Consider the following 26,329-nt stretch of genomic DNA (forward strand, 5'->3'; position numbering starts at 1 on the left):
CGGGCCGCAGCGTTTGCAATGCACCGTAAATCGAAGCTGAGAAGAGAAGAATCTACTCGGCTCCACAACTTACTCATGGGGGAAGGCGGATCATGGCAGGGAACACCGCACTTACGTATGCGGAGATCGAGAAGCTCAAGAGCGAGATCCAGAGCGGCAGCCAGTCGATGTCTGCGCAGCTGCGTACTTTGGTGAACGCCATCGCGGCGGTCGAGACAGCCTGGACGGGCCAGGGCGCGAGCGCCTTCCGGCAAGCACAGAATGCGCTTAACGAGGATCACGCCGCGCTGCGTCGGATGCTCGACGGGATCAACGACGCTGTTGCCCGGACCGGCGTCACCAGCGACGCCAATGACGCCGAGGTGCTGTCCAGCTTCCGGGGCATCGACGTCAACGGTGGCGCCGCCGGTGGGCGACTGGACCCCGGCGCTGCCAGCGGCATCAGCAGCTACTAGACGACAAGGCTGGGGCATCGACTCCCCGGCGGGCACATCACGACCACCGAGTAGCAACTCCGAGAAAATGGGGGAGAGTATGGCCGGCGACCATAACCTTCGAGTTACCTACGGCGCTCTGGAGCAGACCGCCGCCGATATCGAGCGCGCCGCAAAGGAACTGCAGGCCGAGCTGGACAAGATCTGGGGCGCTGTCAAGCGCGTCTCCGAATCCTGGGAGGGCGAGGCGCACCAGGCGTTCCAGGCCGCGGAGCGGCAGTGGAACGCTCGAGCGAGCCACATCCAGAGCACGCTGCACGAGGTGTCCGCCAAGATCCGCGCAGGCAGCGCCGACTACCGGACGACGGACCGCAAGGCGGCGGGCTTCTTCCAGTAGCCGCCGCTGGTGGCCCGATCGCGGGTCTGGGCCTGACTGTGGGGTGGACACCGCCTCAGCGGAAGTCCACCCCACAGTGCTCTCTGCTGCGCAGCGAATCGTTGCGTTGGCGGTCCATACAAGGCTCTGTAGGCATGGGGCACTCAGACGGCATTTGTTTTCCGTCACCCGTGAGTTTTCCACCCGTATTGCCTTGGGTATGCGAGATCCTGGCCGACTGCTGGTCTGTCACGATCAATACTGATCGACGGTCTTTCCCTCGGGCACCTGGAAACAGGCCGAGATGAGATCGACGTAGATCTTCGACTTAGGCCCATTGGGGTTGGCGTTGCCGGTCTCGTCATAAAGGTGGATGTTGACCGAGTACTTCTTCTTCGTGGAGTCAGCGACCAGCTCTAGGCTTTTGCTTGGACTCTTATCTGGTCCGTAACTTGCGATTTTCCAACCATTCTTAGGAAGCTCCTCTTTGAGGCGCGTCATCGCTTTCTTCATGTCCTCGATCGGCGCGCCTGTGAGAGACCATGGATGGTGTATGACATAGAATTTATCGGCATCTTTTTCTCCGCATACCGAAACCCCTGGCCCGGGTTTACTTACCTCGCCTTGCAGGCCAATGGTCCTGAGGATTTCACTGGAGAGTCCCTTTGCTTCCTGCCTGACTTCGGACACCTCCCTGGTTTCGGGCGTGTAACTCGGGTCATTACTGGTGTCGGTCACGCTGGAGCATCCTGTCAGTACGGTGATCGCGGCCACTGGGAGCATGACGAGTGACTGCTTCAAGGCGCCCTGCCGGGATCGGAAGTGATTAGCCATCGGTAACTACCTTGTCATACTGCCCCACGACGACGGCTGCTTGATTCTTCAGGCTCCTCGATTCGGGTGTCCAGTAATTACTGTGCCCCTCTGTGTCAGTGCTCATCTGATTGGCTCCGAAGAGATCGTCGCTGGGAATGATGCCGATACCGCCTTTGTATTTCCATTGGCTGCCACCGTGGCCCCATCGTCCCATCTCCGGAACAGGGTCGCCGTCGGCGTCTTCATTCCATACATGCCCCTGCGGGACGTCCAGGTCTGTGGCCTTGCCTACCTGAACACCGGGGCTGCCCGCGAACACTATGTCGTTGGCGTGGAGATCACCTTGACGGGCAGCGGAGCCGATCAGTGTGGTGCCGTAGGAGTGCCCGATCGCCGTGAGGTGGCCATCGGAGCCCGGTTCATGTGAGGTCTTAAGGCCGTCGATGAAGCTGTTGAATGCCGGTGCACCCTCATCGGCAAAATGGCTCTGAGGAGAATCCCTTCCCAATTTTTGCGGCGCGTCATAGCCGAGCCATGTAACGGTTGAGATCTCCTGGCCGTCCGCTAGTGCGTGAGACTGTTTCCAGAGGTCGGTCATGCGCTTGATGTCGCCGCCGATCCCGCTGAGGTTCGATGTCGTCCCCGGTACGTAGACAGCGGTGTGGTTGGCCGTATCGGGGTTGCCGTTGGCGATGATCGCGCGCCCGGTGCCCTCCGGACTGAAGCCCAGCAAGTAAGTCTCGGGGAGGCCGTCTTTGGCAGTGGAGTCGAGCCGATTCTTTATGGCATCCATTCCCTTGAGGGCCGCCCTCACCTCTTCAGCGTGGTACTTGTTGTTCCAGGCCATCCATTCGTCACTCTTCACCATGCTCGCGTAAGGCCCACCGACGGATACCCACTGGGGCCAGGGCTCCGGCGGCATTGCGTCGAGCCGAGTCTGGTACGCCGCCCGGGTCTCCGTGAAGACGGCCCTATTGGCCTCGTCGCGCACGTCGGAGGGGACGCCGTCCAATGCTCCGATGCTTGCCGGGAACAGAGCGGTGTAGTCGGCTCTCTCGTCCGCAGAGAGACCCTTCCACCACTTAGCGTTCTCCGCTGGAGACTTACCCTTTGGAATGTCGTTGCGCTGTAGGTACTTTCCAGCGAACTTTCGCAGTGCGCTCATATCGTTCTGAGCGTCTACCCAGTCCGAATCGGTCACATTGAGATTGTTGTTTGCCTTGAGCCGGTCGAGCGTCTGTGAGTAATGGGCGTCGGCCTCGTTGGCATCGGTGATTGCGGCGCCGATCCTGTCGGCATAGCCTTGGGCCTTTACTCGTTGCGGATCGGTTTTAAGAACGACTCTCGGGCCATCTGCCGTTGTGCTCTGCTCGGGGTTGAGGGGAATCAACTCTGACTGGGACACCCAGTGAACCGAGCCATCCGGCTTAACGGTGAACTTCTCCGCTTCGGCGTCCGCTACGGCGTCTTCCAACTTCCTTTGAGCTGCGCACAGCTCCGAAGAAAGTCCGTTCAATGCCGTGCGGATCAGACCGCTCTCCACCTGAATGTAGTGGAAGTTGCGGCTCAGTCGCCGCAGCCGTTCGACCGCGGCATCGCATACCGCACCCTTCAGATCGCGCTGTAGTTTGGCTACGATCTCCTTTTCCACTCGATCCTTCGCCTCGCTGGCAGCGCTACCGACCCTGTGCCAACCCTCTGCAGCCTCGTCGAATTCTGAGGGCTTCAAATTGCGAAGCTGAGAAAAGCTCACCATCAGGACTCACCTCGGCCTTTAGGGGAGCTGTCGATTCTCGCTCCGTTCCTGGGTGTGGTCTTCTGTTCTTGGAAGGCTTCCTTGATGGCCTCATCGGTCTTGTAGAAGGCGTCACCGGACTTCTGGAGTTTATCTTTGAGCTCCTCGCATTCACGGCTCACGAGGTCGAGGCGTTGTTGCCACGACTGATAGACGCTGAGCTGTGATGCGACGCTTCGCAGGCCATCGACTCCGCTGCTGCCGCTCACGATCCCGTCCTGCTTGGTCTCCAGGTCCCTCAACGCAGCTTTGAGGTTCACGTGTACCGACCCGACGGCCTGGGAACCCTGGCTCCACGCCTGCCGAGACGAGCGAAGGTCACCTTGCCCGCCTCCGGAGCTCCAGTCCTCCCCACCGGCGCCGGCCAGATTCATGCGGACCGAGTTCTCATGCTTGAGCTCGGCCCACTCTTCCTCGAACGTCACTCCGCCCCCTGGCAAACCACGTGCTTGTTGGTATCACGCGCGGGTGCGAAGGTAGCAGCCATACCGGCACCCGTGCGTGAGTACGTGTACTCACATGCTGGCAGTTCCTGTCCGCGGTAGTTCGTTGCGTGCCCGTCGCCGATCCGTGCGTCCGGGCCGCCCCGAACTGCCGTACAAGGCTCGCCTACCCCTCAGCGAGTGCGGACCTCGGCCGCCACCTGGCGCCCCGTCGCTCGCCGGTGCGGGATGCCGTTCCTGAATTCGGAGACGATCGCCAGATGGCAGTCGGCAGGAGGGCTCTGCTGTACGTGGCCCCGCCACCGCATCGCCGCAGGATCGACAGCCCTGGTCAAATGGGCGTGCCCTGATCTTGCGAGGCGTTGAGGAACTCGCCCTTGTCGGCGTCACGTGTCAGTCATTCGTCATGCTGACGACCGACCGCGCGAGGTCAGTATGGTTCTCGCATGATTCGCGCTGTGGTCTTCGATGTTGGGGAATGTCTGGTCGACGAGACCAAGGAGTACGGAACATGGGCTGATTGGCTTGGTGTTCCGCGCCATACCTTTGCAGCGATGTTCGGAGCTGTCATCGCGCAGGGCCGGGACTACCGTGAGACCTTTCTGGAGTTTGATCCTGGTTTCGACCTCTCGGCGCAGCGCGAGGCCCGTGCGGGTGCGGGGCAGCCTGAGCACTTCGACGAGAGTGATCTTTACCCCGATGTCCGGCCGACCCTAGCTCAGCTCAGGGAGGCGGGGCTGTGGCTCGGGATCGCAGGGAACCAGACGGTGCGCGCGGGCCGCATCCTTCGTGATCTGTTCTCCCACGACGTGGATTTGATCGGCACGTCGGACGACTGGGGGGCCAGTAAGCCGGACCCTGAGTTCTTCGTCCGGGTCGCCGCAGTGGTGCCGTTCATGCCTGAGGAGATTCTGTACGTCGGAGACCGTGTGGACAACGATCTACGCCCCGGGGCTGCCGCAGGAATGCACACTGCGCTGGTGCACCGGGGCCCCTGGGCCACCATCCAGTGGAACACCGCCGAGGCTCGCGAGCTGCCGACGTTCCGCGTCGAAATGCTCACGGAGTTGCCCGAGCTGATCGGCAAGTTCAACGTGTCAGCGCGCTGACCGTCGTCGACCAGCCGTACAAGCGCTCGTCCAGTTCGCGTACGCACTGCTCGCGTTGGTGTGGGATGAGGCTCCGGCGTACTTCCCGGACGCGTTCCATGCCCGTGGCGTACCAGGTGATCTCCAGCTGGTCGAGGGCGGAGCAGGCGTGGTGGCATGCTGCCTCCGGCTGGCCGGAGGCAGCCTCGACGGCGGCCAGGTCGGCGTAGACGACTGTGCGCTGCTTGTCTTCCTCAGGAGGTATCTGGTCGAGGGCGTCGAGCAGCGTTGAACGGGCCTGCGGAAGGTGGCCTGCTTTGAGCTGGGTGTTTCCCTTGAACGCGGCAAGGCGTGCGGCGCTGAACCAGTCCATCCATGGGGGCACGGAGCGGTTTTGGTCTTCGGCCAGGGTGTCCTCGGCGTGCTTGATCAGGTTCAGCGCTGTGCGCAGGTGGCCGCACCGGGTTTCACATTCTGCTTCGACGGCGTCCAGCCACGCAAGGAAGGCGGCGGGAGCAGGGTGGCGGCGCGCGTACGTCCGGGCGGCCACCATGCGCTCGGCCGCGGCTTCCCGGTCACCGGACCAGCCGGGAATGAAGGCCGTGTGGGCGAGGATGGCTGCGCCCATCAGGGCGTCGTCGGCTTCGCCAGCCGCCTGCAGGGCCCGGAGCAGAGTGGAGCTGGCGGCCTCTGGTTCGCGGAGGTCGAAGAACTCGATGCGTCCGGCGAGGAGCCAGGTTTCGGCCAGCGACGAGGCCACAGCGCGGCGGGTTCGGCCGGCCGTCTCGGGGAGTAGCGCACACCCGAGGTGTGCATGTGCCAGTACCGCGGGGTGGAGTGTCGCCGGCGCAACGGACCAGTACATGCGCCGATGGGAGCGCGTGACGTCTTCATAGTCAGTGGCCAGGGATGAGGGCTGCATGGATGCCTGGGTACGGGAAGGTACGGCAGGCAGGCGACCGGACACGGGGCTGGATGCCGCCGAACGTCGTGGGACCGCTGCGTGATCACGTCCAAGTGGCACGGTGAAGCCAAGGGCTTCCATGTCCTGTCCGGTGAGTTCTGTGAGGCGTTGTTGCATGTCGGCGTGCGGACAAGGCGGTTTGTTGGATTCCCATCGACGAACCTGGCGGACGTCCACACCGAGAGCCGTGGCGAAGGCTTGCTGAGTGCTGTAACCCGCCGCGATACGAGCGGACTTGAGTCGCACGTTTCCTGCGGGTCGTGGCACGCCGCACCTCCTGTATTGGTCTTCTAACAGTTTTCCCCAGGAGTCCTCATCATCGCTAGTGCTCACCCAAACGATGTCATAAAAGCCCCTTTTCCTAGCAAGAAAAGTCCTCTGGAAGTCCTCGCCATGGCGATACAACCTGGCAATCCTTAAGGGCACGTTGACCAGACTGATGCGACCTCAGGAGCCCAGTCATGCCCAGCCGCGTACGTCCCGTCTACGCAGGCCCTTCCGTCCCTCAGCGGGGAGACGCCCACCGAGATGCGATCTGTACAACGTCAACCGCGCTGTCTGCCTCCATGCGCGACCCGATCGATACGGAGACCATCGCGGCGACCATTCGCCACGCCCTACACCTTGGTGCCGGCAGGCCTTCCCCCGGGGAACTGGCAGAAGCTGCGGAGACACTCACCGGACACATCGCAATGCTCCTCACCGAGGTCCGTGAGACAGCCCACGGAAGCCGGCCCGTCTGCGTTGAAGCAGCCGATTGCGCTGGCCGTTTCCACGGCATCGAGCGACAGATGAACGAGGGACTCGGCGACGGCGCTCTGTCCGCCCACGTTCAGGTGCACCTGCTTGCCCGAGACTGCCAATGGCTGCTGGCCCACCACACGGCGAGGGTGGGCTGGTGAGCGTCGGGCAACTGCCGGTGGTGTTCCTCTCTCCGGTGTGTCGGTTGCTGTCGTCGCTGCCTGCACATGCGGCAGGCCGACTACCGCAGTTACGCGGAACACAGGGGCTGGATGGTCGCTGGCCAGTGGGCTCGATTTCGCCGGCTTCACCCTGGGCACACGCTGGCCTCAGCTGCCCGCGCGGCTGGGCGCCATGTGCGAAGAGACAGCGCATGGAGGGGCCTTGCCATGTCTGGTTTGCCATGTGGAGCGGCTGGCAACGGAACCGAGGTATCAGTCCCTGCCCCTGCTGCGCATCGCCGAGACCGGGGGCGGATCGTCACCTCCTTGGGTGCCTCTGAACGGCCGGTCCTGTCTGTGCGTGAACGGATGAGGCGGCCGTGACGGATCGGCAGCGGCGTATTGCTGCCTACCTCACTTGCCTGGCCGCCCTGGTGCTGGTCCTTGCCACCGGCACCTCGGGGGCTGGCCGATGACGAGGAACTGCTGGTGCTGGCCGTCCACGACCGGTACTTCGTCTTGCCGAGGCCGTCCGCAGACCTGGGCTTTGGACGAGGTCGGACGGCGGCTGCCCGTGACTGGTGCAGAACCTGGCCACCACGGCGGGTAGGTCGGCGCGCGTCCCCGTCGATGCTATCGGCGGTGACAAAGGCAGTCGGAGTTGAACTTGGCAAAGGAGAAGTCTGTACTTGATCAGGTCGCGCATATACCCGCCGGTGCAGAGCATGCGGCGTTCGCCTCGACAAGGACCACAGCCATCAACCGCAGCCTTCGCCGCTGGTCCATGCCTCTGAGCAACAGCCGCTCCATGGCCAGGGCATCCTGGCATGGCTGCACGCCAAGCCGCGGCAGGAGCGTGACTGCTGCTCGCTACTCCACGCCGGCACACCAGGCACTGACACGGATGCCGCCCTGCAGGCTCCTGGCAGCGGTCGCCGTTGGCCGAGGTGACTGCGGCGACCGCCCGTACGAACCGCTACCCGTTGAGGCAGCGAGGCATCAACTTCAGACAGGAAGAGGAGGCCCGACAGCACCGAGCCCCGTTTGCGTCGTGCCTACCGGTGGATGATCATGCAGGCCATGCCGGGCAGAATCTGACCCGAGAGGTCTTTCCACTCGGTGCACAGTCGCGAGCCGTTCGGGAAGTTCTCGTTGATGCTCCAGCTGGTGTGGTCGGTGTCGCCGTTGGTGTCTGCCGATGTCCAGCCTCGGAGGTTCCGTTTCCGCTTCCCGTTCTTCTCCCGGAGCGTAAGGAGCGCCTGGGCGTGGATCCGGTGGGGTGTTCTGGCTGTAGTCACACTGTCCACGTGCAATCCACTGCCGTACACGGTGATCCGGTTGCCCTGCCGGGCCGCTGACCCTGTGGCCTCTGCCGACGGCACAGAAAGCAGCACGGAAAGCACGGCAAGAGCGCCGGCAGTAATCACGTTTCTTCGCATACCGAATGAACGGAAGAATCGACCTCGCAGTCTCGCACCCACGCGAAGTTCCTCCCCCGGCGTGAAGCCTGAAGAGCGGTATGACGGGAGCGATATCGTCACTTTGTCGGGACGGCCTGGAGTGTTTCCCGTTGGCCGCCCTCACCGTCTCGTGCGGATGCGCGTCATGCCGCCACCGATCTCCACAAGCAGCAAAAGACCTCTTGACCAGCGGCTTCCGCTCTTCGTGAGCGGCGAGGTTCGGTGGTCGCGTTCCAGCCGCGATCACCGTGGAGGTCATCCGCATGACTCCTATTCTGTTCGTCGCCGCATCCCTGACGTTGTTGTTCACCCACACCGGCCCTGCGGTGTTCGCCGAAGCGAGCATGAGCGTTCGGCCCGGACGTGGCCGCCACCGCCGTGTCGCCCGAGGGCGGCACGCCGCGCGAGGGGGGCGACGATGACTCCGCCGTTGCCCCACAAGGACGACGTGGTCCGTGTGCTGTGGCGCTGGACGAGCGACACACCCCATGCGCTACCGCGGGCCCGGACCACACTGCGCTGCGCGTTGGTTCAACTGGGGTATGAAGGCGAGCCGCTGGAGGATGCCGTGTTGGCGGTGTCCGAGCTTGCCGCCAACGCACTCGAACATGCGCCGGGCCCGTACGAGATGCGACTGCGTTTCACCGCTCCGGGCCTGATCTGCGAAGTGACGGACAGAGATCCCCGGTTGCCAGCAGTCCCCGCATTTCCCGCGACGGGTCCGTTCGAGGTCGACTCATCGAGGTGCGGTGGCGGCTTGGACGCCTTGCTCAAGGGCATGTCCGAGAGAGGGCGGGGACTCCACGTGGTTCACCAGCTCACTTGCGGAGCCTGGGGGTTCGCCGCTGACAAGGGAGGGCGGATGAAGGTGGCTTGGATGGCGATTCCGGGCAGCTGAGGCCGAACGCTCGACTCCGTGGCTTGCCGCCCCGAGGCGGCAAGCCACGCGCTTCGCCTCGGGGTACCGGAGGGAGGTGTCGTGCCTGTCGCGGGGTCCGTCAAGAAGGGAGTGAACCTTCCCGATCCGAGTGGAAAGTGCGACGCAGGCATTTCCAGCTTGCAATTGATCACGCAGGGTGGTTATTTGTCGGCTCTGAGTGACGAAAGGTGGGGGAACGTGGCGTTTCGTGGACGAGTGAGGTGGCAACTGCGCTGGGGCTGCACGGTCGCCGCTGTGCTGGGCCTGGTAGGTGGGTGCACTGGAAGCCCGCACGATGCGAAGCCGTCCGAAGCGGCCGTACCGACTGAGGTGGCTCGCACCCCGAGCACCCCGAGCGGGGATGCGGTTGCCGCCTACCGGGGGATGTGGAGCGATCTGACCGCAGTGTCGGCAGCCCCCGACCCGCAGTCGCCGCGCCTCGAGAAGCATGCGGCGGCCGGGGCTCTCGAGTTGATGAAATACGGCCTCAGGAAACAAGTGAAGGAAGGCATTGTAGCCAAGGGTGCTCCACGGCTGGCTCCGGCAGTCGTTTCCGCACGTGATGGGAAAGTCGTCATCCGTGATTGTGTCGACGGTACTGACTGGCTGCAATACAAACGGAACGGCGAGCTGAAGAACGACGTGCCGGGTAGCCATTTCAAAGCCGACGCTACTGTGGGGCGAGCCAAGGGCGTTTGGAAGGTCACTGATCTCTACATGGGCGAATCCGGCTCATGCTGATCAGGGGCATCGGGCTGAACAGTCGGGCCTGCGGCCTGGCCGTGTGGTGGGGAATCCTTGCGCTTTCACTCTCAAGCTCGCCTGCACGAGCAGACGGGAACAAGGACATGTACGGGGGAGTGACGTGCGCTCCAGGGGTTTGCAGCGCAGAAGCGAAGAGCGTCACAAGGCAGCCGGGATATTCCGGGAAAGGCAGGCCGGAGGCTCGGCCCCCAAGCGAGCACACGGAACAGGACCGCAGGGGAGATAAGAGCGCTTCAGATATCGGCGCGGATGACTGGGAGCATGGCTTGGCCAAGATGGGCCTGGTAAAGGCTGGAAAAGGGCTCCTTCCGCGTGTCGATGGCGAAGAGCCGAACGATCCAAAGGCAGACGCAAAAGGGCACGTGCCGGTGCGGATTGTGGTGCAGCGGGCGGTGTCACGGTTGAAATTGCCGAAGCCGGTGATCCGTACCAGCCCGCGTGAGGACTTTGCGCAGGTGGTCAATGTGCCGACGTGGATGTGGGTGGAGCGCGGCACATGGGGGCCTGTGACGACGTCGGCGGCTGTGGGTGGGGTGGAGGTGACGGCGACGGCTCGGCCGCGGAGGTCGGTGTGGTCTATGGGCGACGGCGGGAGTGTGGTCTGTCAGGGCCCGGGGACGCCGTACTCGGCCCGGTTCGGGCCCAACGCGTCGTCGCCGGACTGCGGTTACACCTATCGGCGAGCGTCGACGTCCGAGCCGGGGAAGGCATTTTCGGTGTCGGTGCGGGTGGTCTGGGATGTGGAGTGGAAAGGGGGTGGGCGATCAGGAGTGGTGCCGGGCCTGGCGATGTCGGCTGAGCGGCGGTTGGAGGTGGATGAGGTGCAGGCCGTTGTGACGAGCTGACGGCTGGAGTGGGCGGGCGGTGCGCTGCTGCCGTGCCGTTTGTCGGAAGTTGGACGTTCTTGCTGCGGGGTGAATTGTGGGTACTTCCTTGTCTTCTTCAGTCCCCAGGAGTGCTGGGGCCGGTGTGCCGGGGGCGCGACAGTCAGGTCCGGAGCGGAAGCCACTTGTGACCGGTGGTCGGCGGCGTCGGTTGGGCTGGGTGTGGGCGGGCCTGGGGGCGGTGGTGGTCTCGGCGGTCGGCTTCACAATGGTCGCCAAAGTGGTGGGGCACCGGGACCGGGTGCTGGTGCTGGCGCGTGATGTGCCGGTGGGCCGGGTCCTGCAACCGGCTGACCTGCGGGTGGTGGAAGTTGCTGCGGATGCGGGCGTTGTGCCGGTGGCTGATCGAGGCACGGTTCTCGGGCGGAGGGTGAAGGTGCCGTTGGTGGCCGGTGCGTTGCTGGCGCCCGGGCAGGTGGGGACGCCTGTGAATTTTCCGCCGAAGGGCTCTTCTCAGGTGTCGCTGGCGGTGGAGCCGGGCGGGGCGCCGCCGGAGCTCTCTCGCGGAGAACGCGTGGCGGTGCTGCCTGGACCGACTGGTGGCGGTGCGGCGCAGAGCGACGAGGACCAGGCGGCTGCTCCGGTGATGGGGACGGTGACGGGGGTGCGGGCGCCGGAGTCGCCGGGCGGGCCGCGGGTGGTGACGGTTCTGGTGGAGACCGGGGCCGCGAAGCGGGCGGCACAGCTGGAGCATCCACGTGTGGTGGTTCTGCCGGCCGAGGGGCGTGAGGCTCCGTGAGACGTTTGGTGATGGTCGGGTCGGTCTCGGGCGCGCCGGGAGTGACGACGACGGCTTTGGCGCTGGCTTCCGCGTGGCCATCTGAGGCGGATGGTGGGGTCCGGCCGGTGATGGTGGAGGCGGACGGGTCCGGTGGGGACCTGATGATGCGCTTCGGGCTACCGCCGGCGCCCTCGTTGCTGGATGTGGCAGCTGCGGTGGGGAAGCCGCATCCGGGGTCCTTGCTGGGTGCGGTGAGTGAACTTCCCTTCGGGGTACGGGCGGTGGCTGCGGTGCCTGGGCGCGGCCCGTGCACGGAGGCGGTGCGATTGCTGGCCGATGAGGGCGGTCGATGGGTGCTGCTGGGTGGGGAAGGCGACCGGGGCACGGTGTTGCTGGATGTTGGGCGGATCGGAAGCGGCGTCGCGCCGCTGCTGGAGGCCGCTGATCAGGTGGTCCTGGTGGCGCGGGGTGGCGCGGAGCCACTGACGCATGTGTCCGCGTACGGGCTGAAGACGGAAGCGTACGGCGGGCGGTTGACGCTGGCCATTGTGGGTCCGTGTCCGTATCCAGCGGACGAGATCGCGCAGTCGCTCGCCATCGAGCAGGTGGTCTTCCTGCCGTGGGATGGCAAGGCCGTAGCCGCGATGCACCGGCGGCGTGCGGGACGACTGCGGACGACCGGATTCCGGGTGAAGCCGCTCATGGCCGCAGCCTGCAAGCTGGCCAGGCAGCTGGCCGACTGTCGAGAGCAGAAGGCCACGGAGATGGACGCTGAGATGCAGCGGCGTCTGGTCGCGGTCGCGGGTGATGAGGGAGTGCCCTCGTGGGCGAGACACTGATGCCGCCGGGCGTGGTCCCGGCACAAGGCGAGCAGGACCTGGTTCTGCTGGTGCGGCAGCGGGTGGCGGCCCGTCTGGCGGAGTATGCCGGTGAGCGGGAGGCGGCGGGGCTGCCGACGGAGAGCGAGGCGGCGCGTCGGGCCACCGTGGATCGCCTGCTGGCCGAGGAACTGGGGGCCCAGCGCCGCCTGGCCCTCTCCTATGGGAGCCGGGTCGTTGATGCGTCCGTGGAGGAACGGGTCACCCAAGCGGTCACGGATGCGCTGTTCGGAACGGGGCGCCTGGAGCGGCTGCTGGCGGACACCACGCTGGAGAACATCTGCATCAACGGCTGCGATGTCGTCTGGGTCAAAGACGCCTCCGGCACATGGCACCGCGAGAGTGCCGTGGCAGCATCGGACGCCGAGCTGGTGGAATTCCTTCGCACCCTCGCAGCCAGTACAGGCGACGAAGAACGTCGCTTCGACCGAGGGATGCCCCGGCTGAACCTTCAACTCCCCGATGGGTCGAGGCTTTTCGCGGTGATGGCGGTGACCGGTCGGGTGTCGCTGACGATCCGCCGCCACCGCTTCCCGGCCGCCTCGATGGCTGAGCTGGTGCGGCTGGGGGTCTGTGATCAGCAACTGGCGGCGTTCCTGACAGCCCTGGTGCGGGCGCGCAAGAACATCGTGATCGGCGGCGGGACCAACGTCGGCAAGACCACCGTGCTGCGGGCCTTCGCGCACGAGATTCCGCCGATGGAGCGGCTGGTGACGATCGAGGACACCTTCGAGCTCGGCCTCGACGCCGATCCGGTGGCGCATCCGAATGTGGTGGCCATGCAGGCGCGGGAGCCGAACATCGAGGGACAGGGCGGCATCGACCAGGCGGAGCTGGTGCGTTGGGGGCTGCGGATGTCCCCGGACCGGGTCATCGTCGGGGAGATCCGCGGCGCCGAGGTCATCCCGATGTGCAACGCCATGTCGCAGGGAAACGACGGCTCCCTGTCCACCATCCACGCCTCCACCTCACGCGGAGTGTTCACCAAACTCGCCTCCTACGCAGCTCAAGCCCCCGAGCGGTTGTCCCTGGAGACGACAAACCTGATGGTCGCCTCCGCGGTGCACTTCGTTGTGCATCTGGGCTGGGATGCGGCAGGGCGACGGGTGATCGATTCGGTGCGCGAGGTCATCGACGCCGAGGGCACTCAGATCGTCTCCAACGAGGTCTACCATCCCGGCTCGGACGGGCGGGCTGTCCCCGCGACCCCGTTGCGGACGGAGACCTTCAACGATCTGGTCGCGGCCGGGCTGGAGCCCCAGGTCACCGAGGCGTCGTGGTGGGGAGCGGCCAGATGACCGCCATCCACTGGGGTCCCGGCACGGTGACGGCGGTGGCGGTGGCTTGCGGCACAGTGTGTGGCCTGGGGCTGGTGGCGATCGGCCACGGCGCCGTACGACGCGCGGTGCGCGAGGAGCAGGTGGGGCTCGGACGACGACTGCTTGGGCGGCTGCCTGCGGACTGGACCTCGCGGCGCTTCACGATCGCGGTGACGGTCGGAGTGGTCGTGGGCGCCTTGACGGGCTGGCCGGTGGCGGCGGTACTGACCGCGGTGGCCGGGCTGACGCTGCCTGGGCTGCTGGGCCCGGACCGGGCGGCAGCCCTGCGTACGGAGCGGATGGAGGCGCTGGCGGCGTGGACGGAGATGCTGCGTGACACTCTCTCCGCGGCGGCCGGCCTGGAACAGGCGGTGCTGGCGACCGCCGACATCGCGCCTGCCGCCCTTGAGGACGAGTTGCAGCGGCTGGCTGTCGCCGTCCGGTCGGGACGGTCCCTTTCCGTCGCGCTGAGGGCGTTCGCCGCGGACGTGGATGATGCGCTGGCGGATGTGGTGGTGGCTGCGCTGGTGATGGCGGCCGAGCAGCAGGCGGGGCAGTTGGCGCCGCTGCTGGGCGAGCTGGCGGAGTCGGTGCGCGAACAGGTGGCCATGCGGCAGCGCATCGACGCCGGCCGCGCGAGCGTACGGACCGGAGTGCGGGTCACCGTCATCGTCACGTTGGGGATGGCGGTGGGCATGGTGGTCTTCAACCGCCCGTACCTGGATCCCTTCGACACGTTGACCGGGCAGGCGGTCCTGGCAGCGGTGGGCGGCCTGTTTGCTGCCAGCTTCACCTACCTGTCCGCGATCGGCCGCATCGACGAACCTGCCCGCCTGATCACCCCAGCCGTCGCCGGGACGGGTCCGGCACCGGGAGGTCGACCGTGATTGTCGTGCTGCTCGGGGCGCTCCTCGGCGCCGGGGCGACCGCTGTCATCTACGGGCTGCGTCCTCCCAGGCCCGCGCTCGCCGATGTCCTGACCGCACTCAACATCCCTGTGCAACCTGTGCCTTCGTCGGCCGGGCGTGCGGAGGAGATGGAGTGGGCGACCCGGTTGGGGCGGCGTGCGGTGCCGCTGGTGCGGGCGCTCGGCTTCCCGACGAAGTCCTTGCGGGTGGACCTCGCAGTCTGTGGCACGGACGAGGAAACGCATCTGGCGGGCAAGGCCACCTGTGCAATGACCGGGCTGGTCGCTCCCTGGGCCGGGGTTCTGCTGCTGCGCCTGGGGGCGGATGTTGCGGCCGGGTGGTGGGTGCCGCTGTCCGGTTCCCTGGGCCTTGCGGCAGTGCTGTTCTTCGTTCCCGACCTTGGTCTGCGCAAGCAGGCGCAGTGGCGGCGCCGCGAGATGCAGCACACTCTCAGCCTCGTCTTGGACCTGACTGTGATCGCGCTTGCCGGCGGTGCGGGCGTCCAGCAAGCCCTGACGCAGGCCGTGGCCGCACCGCAGGGCTGGGCGGCCGGCACCTTGCGGCACGCCTTGCACGTCGCCCAGCTCACCCGCACTAGCCCGTGGACTCACCTGGGCGAACTCGGCCGGCAGCTGGGCGTCAGCGACCTGGTGGAGCTCGCCTCGACACTGAGCCTCGCGGGCAGCGAGGGCGCCAGGGTCCGGAGCTCACTGGGGGCGAAGGCGCGGGCGATGCGGCGCCGCAGGATCTCCGAGGCCGACGGGGCGGCACAGGCGGCCACCGAGCAGATGTCCGTGCCGGTGGTCGGACTGTTCGCCGCCTTCCTCCTGCTGATCGGATACCCCGCCCTCGCCCACGTGCTGTCCGCCACTTGAGCCCAGAAAACGCACAAGACCGAAGAGGAAATGCAGTCATGTTCGACGTGAAGACGATGGCTCGCCTGCTACGGGCCCACCTGGCCGAGGTGCGCCAGCACGCCCGTGCCCGTGGGGACGGCGGCTACACCACCGAGACCGTCCTGATCACTGCCCTGCTCGTCATCCTGGCCCTCAGCGTGGTGGGCATCATCGTCGCCAAAGTCACCGCCAAGGCCAAGGCCATCGACCTCGGATAGGTCATGATCAATTCCCCTCACAGGTGGCGCGACGATCGCGGGGCGGCGTCGACGCAGCTGGTGCTGGTCGTCCCGGTGCTGCTGCTCCTGGCCATGTTGATCGTGCAGTTCGCGCTGGTCTGGCACGCGCGGCACATCGCACAGTACGCAGCCCGGCGCGCTCTGGCCGCCGCCCGTACCCAGCACGGCAGCACTGCGGCTGGCCGGGCCCAGGCCGCGCGCAGTCTCGCGGCACTGGGCAGCCGGACCCTGACCACGCCGTCCGTGGCAGTCGAGCGCACCACCGCGCAGACCACCGTACGGGTCCGCGGAACGGTGATGGTCGTGGTACCCGGCCTGCACCTGCACGCCTCCGGCGCGGCCTCCGGCCCAACGGAACGCCTTACGGCCCCCGATGGAGGCCACCCATGATGCGTGAGGCGCGTGGTATGCGTGCCGGGGACGACCGTGGTTCGGCGGCGGTGGAGCTGGTGTTGCTCACCCCGCTGCTGGTGCTGATGCTGCTTGTCGTGGTGGCTCTGGGGCGGCTCGCCGACGCACGGCTCGTGGTGGCGGACGCCGCCCACCAAGCCGCCCGCGCCGCCTCCCTGGCCCGCACAGAGCACGCCGCCCATGCCCAGGCCCTTCGCGCCGCGGCCACGTCGCTCAAAGAAACCGGTGCCACCTGCACCAGCCCGAGCGTTCGTCTCGCCACCAGTGGCCTTGACCCCGGAGCCAATGTCTCGGCGAAGGTCACCTGTACCGCCGCCCTGGGCGATCTCACCCGAACCGGGATGCCGGGACACGTGCACCTGGCCGGTACTGCCTTCTCCGTCGTCGATTCCTTCAGGGGCAGAGTCAGGTGAACCCACGACTGCGTGCGCATCTTGCCAGCCTCCGCGCCAGGTTCGTTTTGGCAGACGACCGGGGGCAGGCCACGGCATTTGTCGTCGGCATCGCCGCCGCGCTCTGGCTGTTCGCCGGGATCGTTGTCGACGGGGGCCTGGCCCTGGCCGGCAAAGCCCAGGCACTGGATGTCGCGCAGGAGGCCGCGCGGACCGGCGCTCAACAGCTCGACATCGACCGGCTGCGCGATCACCAGGATGTCCGGCTCGTACGTGCCGAAGCCACCCGGGCGGCCCGCGGCTACGTCTCCTCCGTCGGTGACACCGGAAGCGCCGCGGTGAAGGGGAACGCCGTCACCGTCCACGTCACCCACCGCTACCGCACCCAGATCCTCCAGCTGGTCGGTCTACGGTCCCTCACCCTGCACGCGAGCGCGACCTCGCACGCCGAACGCACCACCCCGTAAAACTGTTCATCCCATCCGTCGCGGAGAGCGAACCGGCCACCATGACTCACCACGTCGCACTACGCGAGCGCCTGACCGCGGCCGCCACGGCCCTGGGCACCCTCACCGTCACGTTCGCCCTGCTGGCCGGAATGCCCTACGTGCTGTGGCAGGCGGTCGGCATCCCCTGGCCCGAGAGTGTTCACTCCTGGCACGAGCTGGGCGAGCGGCTCGCACAGCCGATCAGCGATCCCCTGGTCATCGACCTGCTGGCCACGGTCGGCTGGGTGTGCTGGGCCGCCTTCGCTTTCACCGTGGCCCGCGAAATCTGCTGGTACACGGCACACCTCCCACAACTGCTGCAGGACCGCCGCACCCACCACGACCACGTGGCAACCCTGTCTCTCAAAGGCTCGCTGGCCGCGCTGTGCATCGGCACCCTCGTCGTCGCCCTGCTCAGCCTCTGGCGCCCCGCCACGGCAGGCGCACAGCAGCCCTCTTTCGCGAACGAGGCCCCGCACCGGATCGCCGCGACAGCCCCGCTCAACCCCGCGCTGGTGCAGCAAGCCACCACCGGCGCCGCAACCACGGCGGCGATGTCCGGCCCGAAGGCCAACGGGCCTCACGCCAGAGCCGAAGCGGTGCGGCACATCGAGTACACGGTGGTGGAAGGCGACACGCTGTGGGACATCGCCGCGGTGCACCTCGGTGACGCGCTCAAATGGCCACGGATCTACGCCCTCAACAAGGACCGTGTGCAAAGCGACGGCACCCAGCTCCACGACCCGGACACGCTCCAGGCCGGCTGGCGACTGACCCTCCCTGCCAGTGACCACCCCGTTTCGCCGGCAACCACCGTCGCTCCCGACGGCCCCACGCCAGATTCCGTATCGAAGTCCCCATCCGCCTCACCGACGCCGCCCCGGCCAGCCCCCGGCCAGGGGCCTGCCACTGGCCGGCACGCCCTCTCCACACCACGACCGGACGACGCCGACTCGGGCCGCAAGGAAGAGGCGGAGGCAGCGCCGGGACCGGCCGCCATCGGGTTCGGGGAGGCGAGCCTGATCGGCATCACTGCGGCGGCAGGTCTTCTGGCCGCGCGGCGCTACTGGTACGTCCACCAGCGCCGCCGGCGTGCCCCGGACACGCAGGCACCCGCTCTCAGCCCCCTGGTCGACAAGGCCGCACAAGCCGCACACGCCGCCGCACAACCCCGCCGTCCCCACGACCCTGAAGCCCTGATCACTCGCCGTACCCCACCCCAACAACCCTGCAGTGCAGACACAGTGACCATCGGGGTAAGCGACAACGGCGAGGTGCCCATCGACGTCCTGGCCACCATCGGCGGCTGTACCTGGACCGGCCCCGGAGCCGAGGACGCCGCCCGCGCGCTGCTGACCGGCGTCCTCACCGCCGCCGAACGCCAACGCCCCGCCGCTCCCCATGTCAAGGCCGTTGTCCCGCAAGACCTCGCCGACTGCCTGCTGCCTGGCCTGCCACGGCAGTTCAGCGCGGTGACCCAGACCACCGACACCGCACACGCGGTCCGTATTGCCGAACAACACCTGGTTGTCCACGCCCGTGCACAGCACGACCGCGATACGCCGACGACCCGCCCAGCAACATCGGACAGTGCCGACGAGACCGAACCCGGCGCCCTGCTCCTGCTGGCCACGCCGGACGCCGCCCACATCGGACAGGTCCAGGCCCTGGCCACCCGCAGTCGACCCGGCGTCCTGATCGTGCTCACCCTCAACACCCCACTACCTGAAGCCGAGCACTGGAACATCGCCGCCGACGGCACCACCACCCGACCCGACGCGCACCTCCAACACCCCAGTCAGCTGGAGCTGTTCCACCTCACACCCGACGCGGGCCACGACATGACCGAGGTCCTCCTCGGTGCACACGGCCAGCGCTCCCACCTGCGCATCCTCCCCGACCAACGCCCACCCTCGCGCGAGTGTCGGCCGCAATCCGATCCCGCCGACGACGCAGAGGGCGAACCGCCCCCTGCCGACCTGCCCGCCACCACCCCCTCCCGTCCGCAACAGACCAAGCCCGTTCGCCTCCACGTCCTCGGCCCCGTCACGCTCTACGCCCGCGGTCACGAAGACCCCGTCGGCACCAACCTCAGGCCCGAAGTCCACGAATTCCTCGCCCTGCTTGCCGCCCACCCCACCGGACTCCTGGCCACCGACATCGCCGACAAACTCCAACTCGACCCCGACAACGAGCAGAACGCACTGAAAAACCTCCGCCGCGCCGTACGCCGCGCCCTGCGCGCCGCAACCGGAATCACCACACAGGAATTCATCCTCCGCCAGGGAGAACTCCATAAACTCCACCCGGAACTCGTAGAAACCGACCTCGCGGATTTCGCCCGGATCCTCAGGAACGCTTTCTCTGCAACGACGGATTCAGCACATGACGCCTTGTCTGCTGTAGGGGAGGCCCTGGCCCACTACCGCGGCCCCTTCGCGCATGGCACTGACTATCTGTGGGCTGACGCGATTCGGGAACACCTCACGACGCAGGCCACCGACGCCGCTCTCCGCCTGGCCCGCCAAGCCGAACATGCCACGGCCGAGCCGCAACAACGGGACGTCGTCCTGCCGCTTTTGGAGCACCTGGGAACCCTTCACCCGGATCACGAACGGCTGACCCAACACGCCATCCGCCTCTACCAGGCCGCCGGCCGCCACGACGCCGCCCGCCACTCCTACACCCGTCTCGAACGCCACCTCGCCGAACTCGGCCTCAAACCCGACCCGGCCACCCAAGCCCTCATCACACCCAGGCCCCACTCCCGCGAGGTGAGGTAAAGCCGCAGCTCACTGCCGCTACGAGCCTCACATCCTGCGTGAGGGCACGATGACGCGTCCTCCGTCGTTCCGGGGGGCGATTCCGCCGTCGCGCCCGTGTACGCGCTTGGAAGCGACGCCCCCACCGGTCCCGTAGCCGCAGGTCAGAGCCCCAGCGAGCCACCCGCGGGCGAGGGCGACTGTATATCGGTGCAGTTATGCATCCCGATCTACTTGTGACAAGCCCCGGCCGCCCGTGAACCCGGCGCGCATGCCGGCACCCAGCCGCGCGATCTTCCATGCCTCTAACCGGCCGTGTACATCTTCCTACGAACCTGGACTCGGGACTGCATAGCTTCGAGCACCTGTGAGGCGCGGCGGCGCCCGGGCGTAGCCGAGGGTGCCGCCGCGCCGGGGGCCGCGCCGGGGGCCGCCACATGCAGGCACCTGGGAAACGGTCGTCAATTCCACGGACCACGACGCCTTACGTCGCACACTTCAGAATTCCCCTGAATTACCGTCGTGAATTCGCGAGAAGTCCAGCATTATCAAGCCCAATTCGACTTCAGCTGAAATGCGGGTCGAGCTATATTTGAATTGTTCCCGGGAAGCAGGAACTGGAAATCCAGTCAATTCTTTCGCGGAGGATATCCGTGCGCGGGTGAAGTGCGGCCAAAAGAAATTCCAGCGCACCGCCGCCTGATTTCCGCCGCACGCCCCCATCTACGCCTGAAGAGGAGAGACCGATGTGCCATGCCTTTGACGACAACGCCCCCGTGATCCCCCGCATCCCCCGGCCCAGACGTCCGATCGAGCCCATGACCCGTCCGCCCCAGCCGCCTCGACGCCCCGCCGTGCCGCGCCAGTCGCCGCCCGCCGACAAGTAGCCGACCTGCCGCCTTCGGACGACCACGACAACGGAGTCACGTATGACCACGCCGCCCCAGCCCCCGTCCCAACCTGACGCTCAGCCACAACCCACATCCGCCGCCCCCGCCTCCATGACCGCCCCGTCGAAGACGCGACCGGGTGAGTTGCGCGCCAGGGTCGCCAACATCCCGGCGAAGGTGCTGGGACATTCGGGAGGCGCTGTCGGCAACGCCTGCGACACCCTGGTCGTTCGGGGCGAGGCGGAACGGGTGGGATCCAAGCCCCGTATGTACCGGGCAACGCCCAAGACCACCGCTGCCGCCCAGACCACCTCCACAAGCCCGCCGAGTCCCAACCCGTCCGTCCCCACACCACGGCCAACAACCCGGCCCGCCAACACGGCTCCGCCGCCGGGCGGGAAGCCACAGCCCATCACCCGCCCGAACGGGCAGCAGTACCACCCCAGGGCCCTGGCACACCTCCCGGACGTCGAGGCGTTGCGCAGGCTGCGCGAGGCGGGGGTTGCGGTGTTGCTGTACGGGCCGCCGGGCACGGGGAAGACGTCACTCATCGAGGCGGCGTTCCCGGATCTGATCACGGTAGCCGGAGACGGTGACACCACGGTCGGCGACCTGATCGGCGAGTACACGCAGGACTCAAGCGGCGGGTACGACTTCATCTACGGGCCACTGGTCACCGCCATGCAGGACGGGCGCGCGCTTCTTCTGGACGACGCGACGCTGATCTCCCCGAAGGTGCTGGCCGCGCTGTATCCGGCGATGGACGGGCGGCGCCAGATCCAGGTCAAGGCGCACAAGGGCGAGACGATCATGGCCGCCGACGGCTTCTATGTGATCGCCGGACACAATCCGGGCGTCCACGGAGCGGTGCTGACCGAGGCCCTGGCTTCGCGGTTCAGCGTGCAGATTCAGGTGGGCTCGGACTACGACCTGGCAGCCTCCTTGAAGATCAACCGCACGGCGGTCCGCATCGCGCGCCACCTCGCCACCAGCCAACAGGCAGGCGAAGTCGGCTGGACTCCTCAACTACGCGAACTGATCGCCTTCCAGAAGATCGCCGATGTCCTGGGCACCGAGGCCGCCTTCGCCAACCTGGTCGGCATCGCACCGCTGGAAGACCGCGATGTGGTCGCCGAGATCGTCACCAAAGCCCTCGGCCGCCCCGTCACCGCCCTCGCCCTGGGCCGCCAACTCTAACCACCGCCGCCGGGCCCAGCCCCGAGCCGGGCCCGGCCGCCCACAGCCCACCACTGGGCCACCCCGAACGACCACTGCACACCCCACCTTGCGAAAGGAACCACCCATGGCTGCCCAGTTGCACAACCACCTCCCACCTAACCCGCCTGCCCTGTCCGCAGCTGAATGGTCCACCGCCCGCTGGGAGGACGACGGCGGCAACCTTGCCGAAGTGCGCCCCAGCACGCAGCGGGGCCACTGGCTACGGATCGCCGCCGCCCTCAGCGCACGGCTGCCGGAACTGACCGGGCGTGAAGACATCCTCGTCACCTGCGAAGACGGCACCCGCTCCGGAGCCCCGGCCGCCTTCTACCCCACCACCGCCCAACTGGAGATCGACACCGCCCTCTTCGGACCCCTGCACCCGGCCACCATCCGCCCCGCCCGGCCCGGCGATGAAGATCGCTATCCCAGCGCGTGGGGTGCCTTCGTCCACGAGGCAGCCCACGCCACTCACAGCCGCTGGTACACCCCAGCGGAGCTGCGCGGCACCGCCGTGGATGTGGCCGGACAAATCCTTGAGGAATCCCGCGCCGAGCATGCACACCTGCACCGTCGCCCCGGCGACCGCCGCTACCTCCGCTCCGCCGTCCGCACTCTGGTCCTGACCGACTTCACCAGCGCCACCCCCACCGACCGCTGGCAGGCAGCCCTTGCGGCCGGGCTGCTCCTCGCCCGCCGCGACGCCGGAATCCTCGACCCGGACGAAACCCAAACCCTGGAGCACACCCTCACCAGCATCCTCGGCCCCCACCTCCTCCAAACCCTCGCCGAGATCTGGAGGGCGGCCCACGCCGCTAGCGACGAGGACGGAGCGGCGATGCTGGCCCATGCCCACGTCTGGTGCCAGGCGCTTGGCGCCACCCCCACCAGCGCACCCCCGCCGCCGGACCCGACCGGCGGCCGCGTGGGCGAGCTGGCCGAAGCCGTCGGCAAGGTGGTGGCCCAGGTGCAGGCGAACGAAACCGCCCAGGCCGAAGCCGAGGCCAAGGTCGCCGCCGCCCGGACGGCCCGCGTACAGGCCAAGGCCAACCACGCCGCCCAGGCGCGGCAGGCCGCGAAGATCGCCGAGAAGGTCTTCGCCTCCCACGGACGCCCCTTCACGCCCGGCGACCCCGGCAAGGGCCGCGAGCGCTCGCCGGTCACCGGAACCCGGGCACCGGAAGCAGGGGAGAAAGCGGCCGCCGGACGACTGGCCAGGGTGCTGCGGGCGGCCTCCTACCGGGAACGCATCGCCACCGTTACCGCCTCCGCCGCCCCGCCCGGACGGCTCAACATGCGCCAGGCCCTGGCCCGGGACGCCCAACGTGCCGCAGGTGCCACCCCCACCGCAACACCCTGGACCCGCACCCTCCACCGCCCCACCCCGACCCCACCCCTACGGGTCGGTATCGCCGTCGACGTCTCCGGCTCAATGCACCGCGCTACTGCCCCCATCGCCTCAGCCGCCTGGATCCTGGCCAAAGCCACCGCCCTGACCGACCCCGACTCCCGCACCGCCACCGTCGCCTACCACCGCTCGATCACCGCCATCACCGCGCCTGGACGTATCCCCGCCCGTGTCACACAGTTCAAAACCAAGGGAGGGGGCCACTGCCTCGCCGAGGCCATCGACGCCCTGACTGCCGGGCTCGACCTTGACCGACCCGGAGCTGGCCGCCTGCTGGTCATCGCCTCCGACGGCTACTACAACCCCAACGAAACCGCCCGCGCCGCCACCCGCATCACCGCCCTACGCAAGACCGGATGCGCAGTCCTCTGGCTCGCCTTCGCCCCCGACCCCCGCCCCCTGCCCGGCACCACCCTCCTGGAACTGACCGACCCCGCCCAGGCCATCACCGCCATCGCCCAAGCCGCCGCCACCGCCCTGGCCATCACCCGCCCGTAACCACCCGCCGCCCCGGGCCCCACCCGGGGCGGCACCACCGAGCCCCAACCCACACCGTCGCCCGAAACCGCACCACACGATCAACAGGAACGATTCCCACCGCCATGACCGACCGCCCCTACCCGTCGCCGTGAATCGGCCCCGGTCACGGCCACGGCCTGCTCCAGAACGCCGGCCACACTACCGACCTGCACGCAGCCACGCTTCGCCCAGCAAATGCACCCGCTCATCGCTGTCCAGGCCGTCATGACCGCACCGGAACGTGACCGCCCGCAGTTGGCCGTGCAGGGACCCCTTCGATTTCCGCCCCAGCACCGCACCAGTTCAGGGATGTCGGCGCCGGTACCCCACGGCAGGCCGCCCGCCTGCGCCACTCGTCGCTATCAAAGGAGGAATCAATGGAGCCGCACTACCGCCACGCCACTCACCGCCTGCTCACCGAGACACACCGTCATCTCGCCACGCACAGCGACCAGGCTGTCCCTCCCTTGCACGCACTACTCGCCCAGCTCGTCGTTGAGCTGTACGACCGCGATCTGCTCGGCGACCACCCGCTCTCGCTGGGCGGCATCGTCGACGAGGCCGCCTCCTGCCTGGTGAACCTGGCCACACCCCAGCGCGTGGTCCAGCGCTTTGACGAGGACCTGGCCGGTTGGCTGAGCGAACTCGACCGCCTCACACTTCCCGAGCGCCTCCGTCTCCTGGACACCGCCATCTGCCACACCGCCCCCACCCTGGCGCCAGATCGGCTTCCGGCGCGGCGTCGCACGGCCGGTCCGTGCCCGTGCCCGTGCAACAGCGGGGATTTCTGCGGTGGTTGCGGCCACGCGGGGTGCGCAGGCCGCCGCTGACCCGCAACCCGTCGGATCGGGGTGAGACACCGGTGTGGATCCGTACGCACTCGTAGTCAGGCGTTGTAGCCGGTCCCACGCATGGGCAGGTACCACCGTGACAGGCAGAGTCAGTTGACGACCTTGATGCAGGTCGAGGCCGTCGCGCGCTGAGCGTCAGGCGGGAGGGAGGGCACTCTACCCCGAGAATCTGCCGGCCAGGCCGTTGCTGAGTGCCTGGGCCCCGACCGACCCGGAGGGCTCGTGGGTCAGGGTAGGGCGTCGGCTGGGGTGCGGGCCCAGGCCGGTGTCTGCTGGCAGCTGGCCGGCACGGCGCCGGATGTCGGAGACGACCGGGCAGGCGTGGCCGGCCATTGGCGGTGCGTTCTGGTCGTCAGCGCTGTGGGCGGCGGAACCAATCGCCGGACTGACGCTGAGAAAGCCCAGCCACGATGGCGATGCCCAGGCCCAACTGAACGATCCCGGCTGGTGTGCCACGACCCAAAGTGCCAAGACCAAAAAAGGATCACGAACGATGCGAAGACGATCGCGGTGACCCTCGCCCTCTTTACATAGGGGGACAACCCATGTGTCAGCCGCAGGCCGGGGGGGGGTGCCCCTGACCCCGGTTGACGCCCGGTATCGCGAGGTGTCCGGGACGACTCGTGCTGACGTGGCGCGCGGGGCGCCAGGCTGCCACCCTCACTTGCTGCCGCTCGCTCAGTTGCTATTGGCGGCCGGTGGACGTTCGCCCTCGTGGGTGCTCCTGGTCCTGGTTTCTGCCCCGGTTACCGGGCTCGGACTCCGGGGCCGTCAAGAGTCGGTCTCCCGCTAGCTCATGGACTGTCAGTGCCGCGCCCTGGAGCTCGGTGTAGCGACTCGGCGCCCCGTACTGTCAGACCCAGCGGGTAAAGTACCGCCGCTCACGGGCGGCAGCGATGGCGGCTGGGTTTTTCACGTGCCGAACACCCGCCAAATCGCCTCATACTCGACCGTTCACGTGTGCAGTTCCTCACTCCATCCGGCCCGATCAGTGACGTGACCTTCGTCACTTTACCAACAGAAAACCCCTTCAACCTGGGCTGTTACCGGGATCTAGAGCCCGAACTGGGCGGACCAACATGTGAGTACCTGTCGCACAATCACCGTGACACAAGGCAAGATGAGGGCATCGCCGTCGGCGAGTGTGACGGGCGTCACGGATTTCCGGATTCACTTGCGTACGCGACAGTAACCGCATTCGGACATACGGAAGGCCCCACCCGGCGCCGGCCAAGCATCCTGGTGAGGCCCTCCTCAGTGCACCGTGTGCAGCGCGGCCCCGACCGTTAGGTCGGGGCTTTTCGCGTTACCAGGACCAGTTCTGCGCGATCTCGTAGACCACGCGGACCAGGAGCCCCAGCCATCGGGCGGTCTGCTTCGACCGGTCCCGCTTGCTGCAGCAGCGGCAGTGCTCCTCCGACTTGTCCAGCTCAGTCATCGGAACCCATCACCCCATTTCCGTGGGGACTGCGGATTTCGCAGCCCCGTGGAGGGTCCACATGCCTTCGTGGCCTCCCGGGGAGTCACGACGGTGCGCGAGCCCATGGGATGACAGGTAGCGGGCAGACTACCGGAGCGCTGCG

Annotated in this window: 26 protein-coding genes; 20 read left to right on the forward strand and 6 right to left on the reverse strand. The window is 67.2% G+C overall.

Features of this window, described 5'->3' with window-relative positions; all coding sequences use genetic code 11:
- The first annotated feature begins 92 nt into the window (after positions 1–92).
- Together CG747_RS24170 and CG747_RS24175 are read left to right on the forward strand one after the other, a co-directional pair.
- The gene (locus CG747_RS24170; protein ID WP_100603916.1) at positions 93–455 is read left to right on the forward strand and encodes a WXG100 family type VII secretion target; all 363 of its coding nucleotides are present in this window, start codon (positions 93–95) and stop codon (positions 453–455) included.
- 79 nt (positions 456–534) lie between these two features.
- Positions 535–831, forward strand: a complete 297-nt coding sequence (locus CG747_RS24175; protein ID WP_100603973.1) for a WXG100 family type VII secretion target — start codon at positions 535–537, stop codon at positions 829–831.
- A 234-nt stretch (positions 832–1,065) separates the two neighbouring features.
- Here CG747_RS24175 and CG747_RS47395 read toward each other — a convergent pair whose 3' ends face one another.
- The 3 genes from CG747_RS47395 to CG747_RS24185 all read right to left on the reverse strand — a co-directional run bounded on the left by CG747_RS47395 (position 1,066) and on the right by CG747_RS24185 (position 3,846).
- Positions 1,066–1,548, reverse strand: coding sequence for a hypothetical protein (locus CG747_RS47395; RefSeq protein ID WP_146022141.1), 483 nt, complete (start codon positions 1,546–1,548; stop codon positions 1,066–1,068).
- A gap of 88 nt (positions 1,549–1,636) precedes the next feature.
- Complete coding sequence (locus CG747_RS24180; RefSeq protein ID WP_100603917.1) at positions 1,637–3,382, reverse strand: alpha/beta hydrolase; 1,746 nt, start codon at positions 3,380–3,382, stop codon at positions 1,637–1,639.
- Positions 3,382–3,846, reverse strand: coding sequence for a hypothetical protein (locus CG747_RS24185; protein WP_100603918.1), 465 nt, complete (start codon positions 3,844–3,846; stop codon positions 3,382–3,384). The genes CG747_RS24180 and CG747_RS24185 overlap by 1 nt, the downstream gene beginning before the upstream one ends.
- A 464-nt stretch (positions 3,847–4,310) precedes the next feature.
- Here CG747_RS24185 and CG747_RS24190 point away from each other — a divergent pair, with 464 nt between their 5' ends.
- The gene (locus tag CG747_RS24190; protein WP_100603919.1) at positions 4,311–4,973 is read left to right on the forward strand and encodes an HAD family hydrolase; all 663 of its coding nucleotides are present in this window, start codon (positions 4,311–4,313) and stop codon (positions 4,971–4,973) included.
- Here CG747_RS24190 and CG747_RS24195 read toward each other — a convergent pair.
- Positions 4,954–6,183 (reverse strand): helix-turn-helix transcriptional regulator, encoded by a 1,230-nt coding sequence (locus CG747_RS24195; RefSeq protein ID WP_100603974.1) that lies wholly within the window; start codon positions 6,181–6,183, stop codon positions 4,954–4,956. The genes CG747_RS24190 and CG747_RS24195 overlap by 20 nt on opposite strands.
- Before the next feature lie 299 nt (positions 6,184–6,482).
- Here CG747_RS24195 and CG747_RS51045 point away from each other — a divergent pair, with 299 nt between their 5' ends.
- A complete protein-coding gene (locus CG747_RS51045) occupies positions 6,483–6,818 on the forward strand; it encodes a DUF6415 family natural product biosynthesis protein (protein ID WP_219621527.1) in 336 nt (111 codons plus the stop codon).
- A 1,055-nt stretch (positions 6,819–7,873) separates the two neighbouring features.
- Here CG747_RS51045 and CG747_RS24205 read toward each other — a convergent pair.
- On the reverse strand, positions 7,874–8,212 hold the full coding sequence (locus CG747_RS24205; RefSeq protein ID WP_257980684.1) for a hypothetical protein: 339 nt from the start codon (positions 8,210–8,212) through the stop codon (positions 7,874–7,876).
- Positions 8,213–8,696: 484 nt separating this feature from the next.
- Between CG747_RS24205 and CG747_RS24210 the strand changes: the two genes are divergently transcribed.
- The 16 genes from CG747_RS24210 (at position 8,697) to CG747_RS24285 (ending at position 24,725) form a co-directional block, all read left to right on the forward strand.
- Positions 8,697–9,176, forward strand: a complete 480-nt coding sequence (locus CG747_RS24210; protein ID WP_100603921.1) for an ATP-binding protein — start codon at positions 8,697–8,699, stop codon at positions 9,174–9,176.
- 81 nt (positions 9,177–9,257) lie between these two features.
- On the forward strand, positions 9,258–9,938 hold the full coding sequence (locus CG747_RS49775; protein WP_257980685.1) for a hypothetical protein: 681 nt from the start codon (positions 9,258–9,260) through the stop codon (positions 9,936–9,938).
- Positions 9,939–10,237: 299 nt separating this feature from the next.
- A complete protein-coding gene (locus CG747_RS24220; protein ID WP_374701813.1) occupies positions 10,238–10,807 on the forward strand; it encodes a hypothetical protein in 570 nt (189 codons plus the stop codon).
- Positions 10,808–11,027: 220 nt separating this feature from the next.
- Entirely contained in the window at positions 11,028–11,585 is a 558-nt protein-coding gene (locus CG747_RS24225; RefSeq protein ID WP_257980686.1) for an SAF domain-containing protein, read from the forward strand.
- Positions 11,582–12,406, forward strand: a complete 825-nt coding sequence (locus CG747_RS24230) for a hypothetical protein (protein ID WP_100603923.1) — start codon at positions 11,582–11,584, stop codon at positions 12,404–12,406. The genes CG747_RS24225 and CG747_RS24230 overlap by 4 nt, the downstream gene beginning before the upstream one ends.
- On the forward strand, positions 12,391–13,743 hold the full coding sequence (locus CG747_RS24235) for a CpaF family protein (protein WP_100603924.1): 1,353 nt from the start codon (positions 12,391–12,393) through the stop codon (positions 13,741–13,743). The genes CG747_RS24230 and CG747_RS24235 overlap by 16 nt, the downstream gene beginning before the upstream one ends.
- Positions 13,740–14,651, forward strand: a complete 912-nt coding sequence (locus CG747_RS24240) for a type II secretion system F family protein (RefSeq protein ID WP_180985685.1) — start codon at positions 13,740–13,742, stop codon at positions 14,649–14,651. The genes CG747_RS24235 and CG747_RS24240 overlap by 4 nt, the downstream gene beginning before the upstream one ends.
- Positions 14,648–15,547, forward strand: a complete 900-nt coding sequence (locus CG747_RS24245; RefSeq protein ID WP_100603926.1) for a type II secretion system F family protein — start codon at positions 14,648–14,650, stop codon at positions 15,545–15,547. Before CG747_RS24240 ends, CG747_RS24245 begins: the two co-directional genes overlap by 4 nt.
- A 38-nt stretch (positions 15,548–15,585) precedes the next feature.
- Positions 15,586–15,786 carry a hypothetical protein gene (locus CG747_RS24250; RefSeq protein ID WP_100603927.1) on the forward strand — a complete coding sequence of 67 codons (201 nt, stop codon included), beginning with the start codon at positions 15,586–15,588 and terminating at the stop codon, positions 15,784–15,786.
- 3 nt (positions 15,787–15,789) lie between these two features.
- Positions 15,790–16,197 carry a TadE/TadG family type IV pilus assembly protein gene (locus CG747_RS24255; protein ID WP_100603928.1) on the forward strand — a complete coding sequence of 136 codons (408 nt, stop codon included), beginning with the start codon at positions 15,790–15,792 and terminating at the stop codon, positions 16,195–16,197.
- 50 nt (positions 16,198–16,247) lie between these two features.
- Positions 16,248–16,631, forward strand: coding sequence for a TadE/TadG family type IV pilus assembly protein (locus CG747_RS24260; protein WP_100603978.1), 384 nt, complete (start codon positions 16,248–16,250; stop codon positions 16,629–16,631).
- Positions 16,628–17,077, forward strand: a complete 450-nt coding sequence (locus CG747_RS24265) for a TadE/TadG family type IV pilus assembly protein (protein WP_100603929.1) — start codon at positions 16,628–16,630, stop codon at positions 17,075–17,077. The genes CG747_RS24260 and CG747_RS24265 overlap by 4 nt, the downstream gene beginning before the upstream one ends.
- Positions 17,078–17,118: 41 nt before the next feature.
- Positions 17,119–19,881 (forward strand): BTAD domain-containing putative transcriptional regulator, encoded by a 2,763-nt coding sequence (locus tag CG747_RS24270; RefSeq protein WP_100603930.1) that lies wholly within the window; start codon positions 17,119–17,121, stop codon positions 19,879–19,881.
- 980 nt (positions 19,882–20,861) lie between these two features.
- Positions 20,862–21,947, forward strand: a complete 1,086-nt coding sequence (locus CG747_RS24275) for an AAA family ATPase (RefSeq protein WP_100603979.1) — start codon at positions 20,862–20,864, stop codon at positions 21,945–21,947.
- Between the two features lie 106 nt (positions 21,948–22,053).
- Entirely contained in the window at positions 22,054–23,874 is a 1,821-nt protein-coding gene (locus CG747_RS24280) for a VWA domain-containing protein (protein WP_100603931.1), read from the forward strand.
- 398 nt (positions 23,875–24,272) lie between these two features.
- On the forward strand, positions 24,273–24,725 hold the full coding sequence (locus CG747_RS24285; RefSeq protein ID WP_100603932.1) for a hypothetical protein: 453 nt from the start codon (positions 24,273–24,275) through the stop codon (positions 24,723–24,725).
- A 1,327-nt stretch (positions 24,726–26,052) separates the two neighbouring features.
- Here the strand turns inward: CG747_RS24285 and CG747_RS49780 are convergent.
- The gene (locus CG747_RS49780; RefSeq protein ID WP_257980687.1) at positions 26,053–26,184 is read right to left on the reverse strand and encodes a hypothetical protein; all 132 of its coding nucleotides are present in this window, start codon (positions 26,182–26,184) and stop codon (positions 26,053–26,055) included.
- Between the last annotated feature and the right edge of the window lie 145 nt (positions 26,185–26,329).

The sequence above is a fragment of the Streptomyces sp. CB02959 genome (genome assembly GCF_002803155.1).
In the GTDB taxonomy this organism is placed as follows: Bacteria; Actinomycetota; Actinomycetes; order Streptomycetales; family Streptomycetaceae; genus Streptomyces.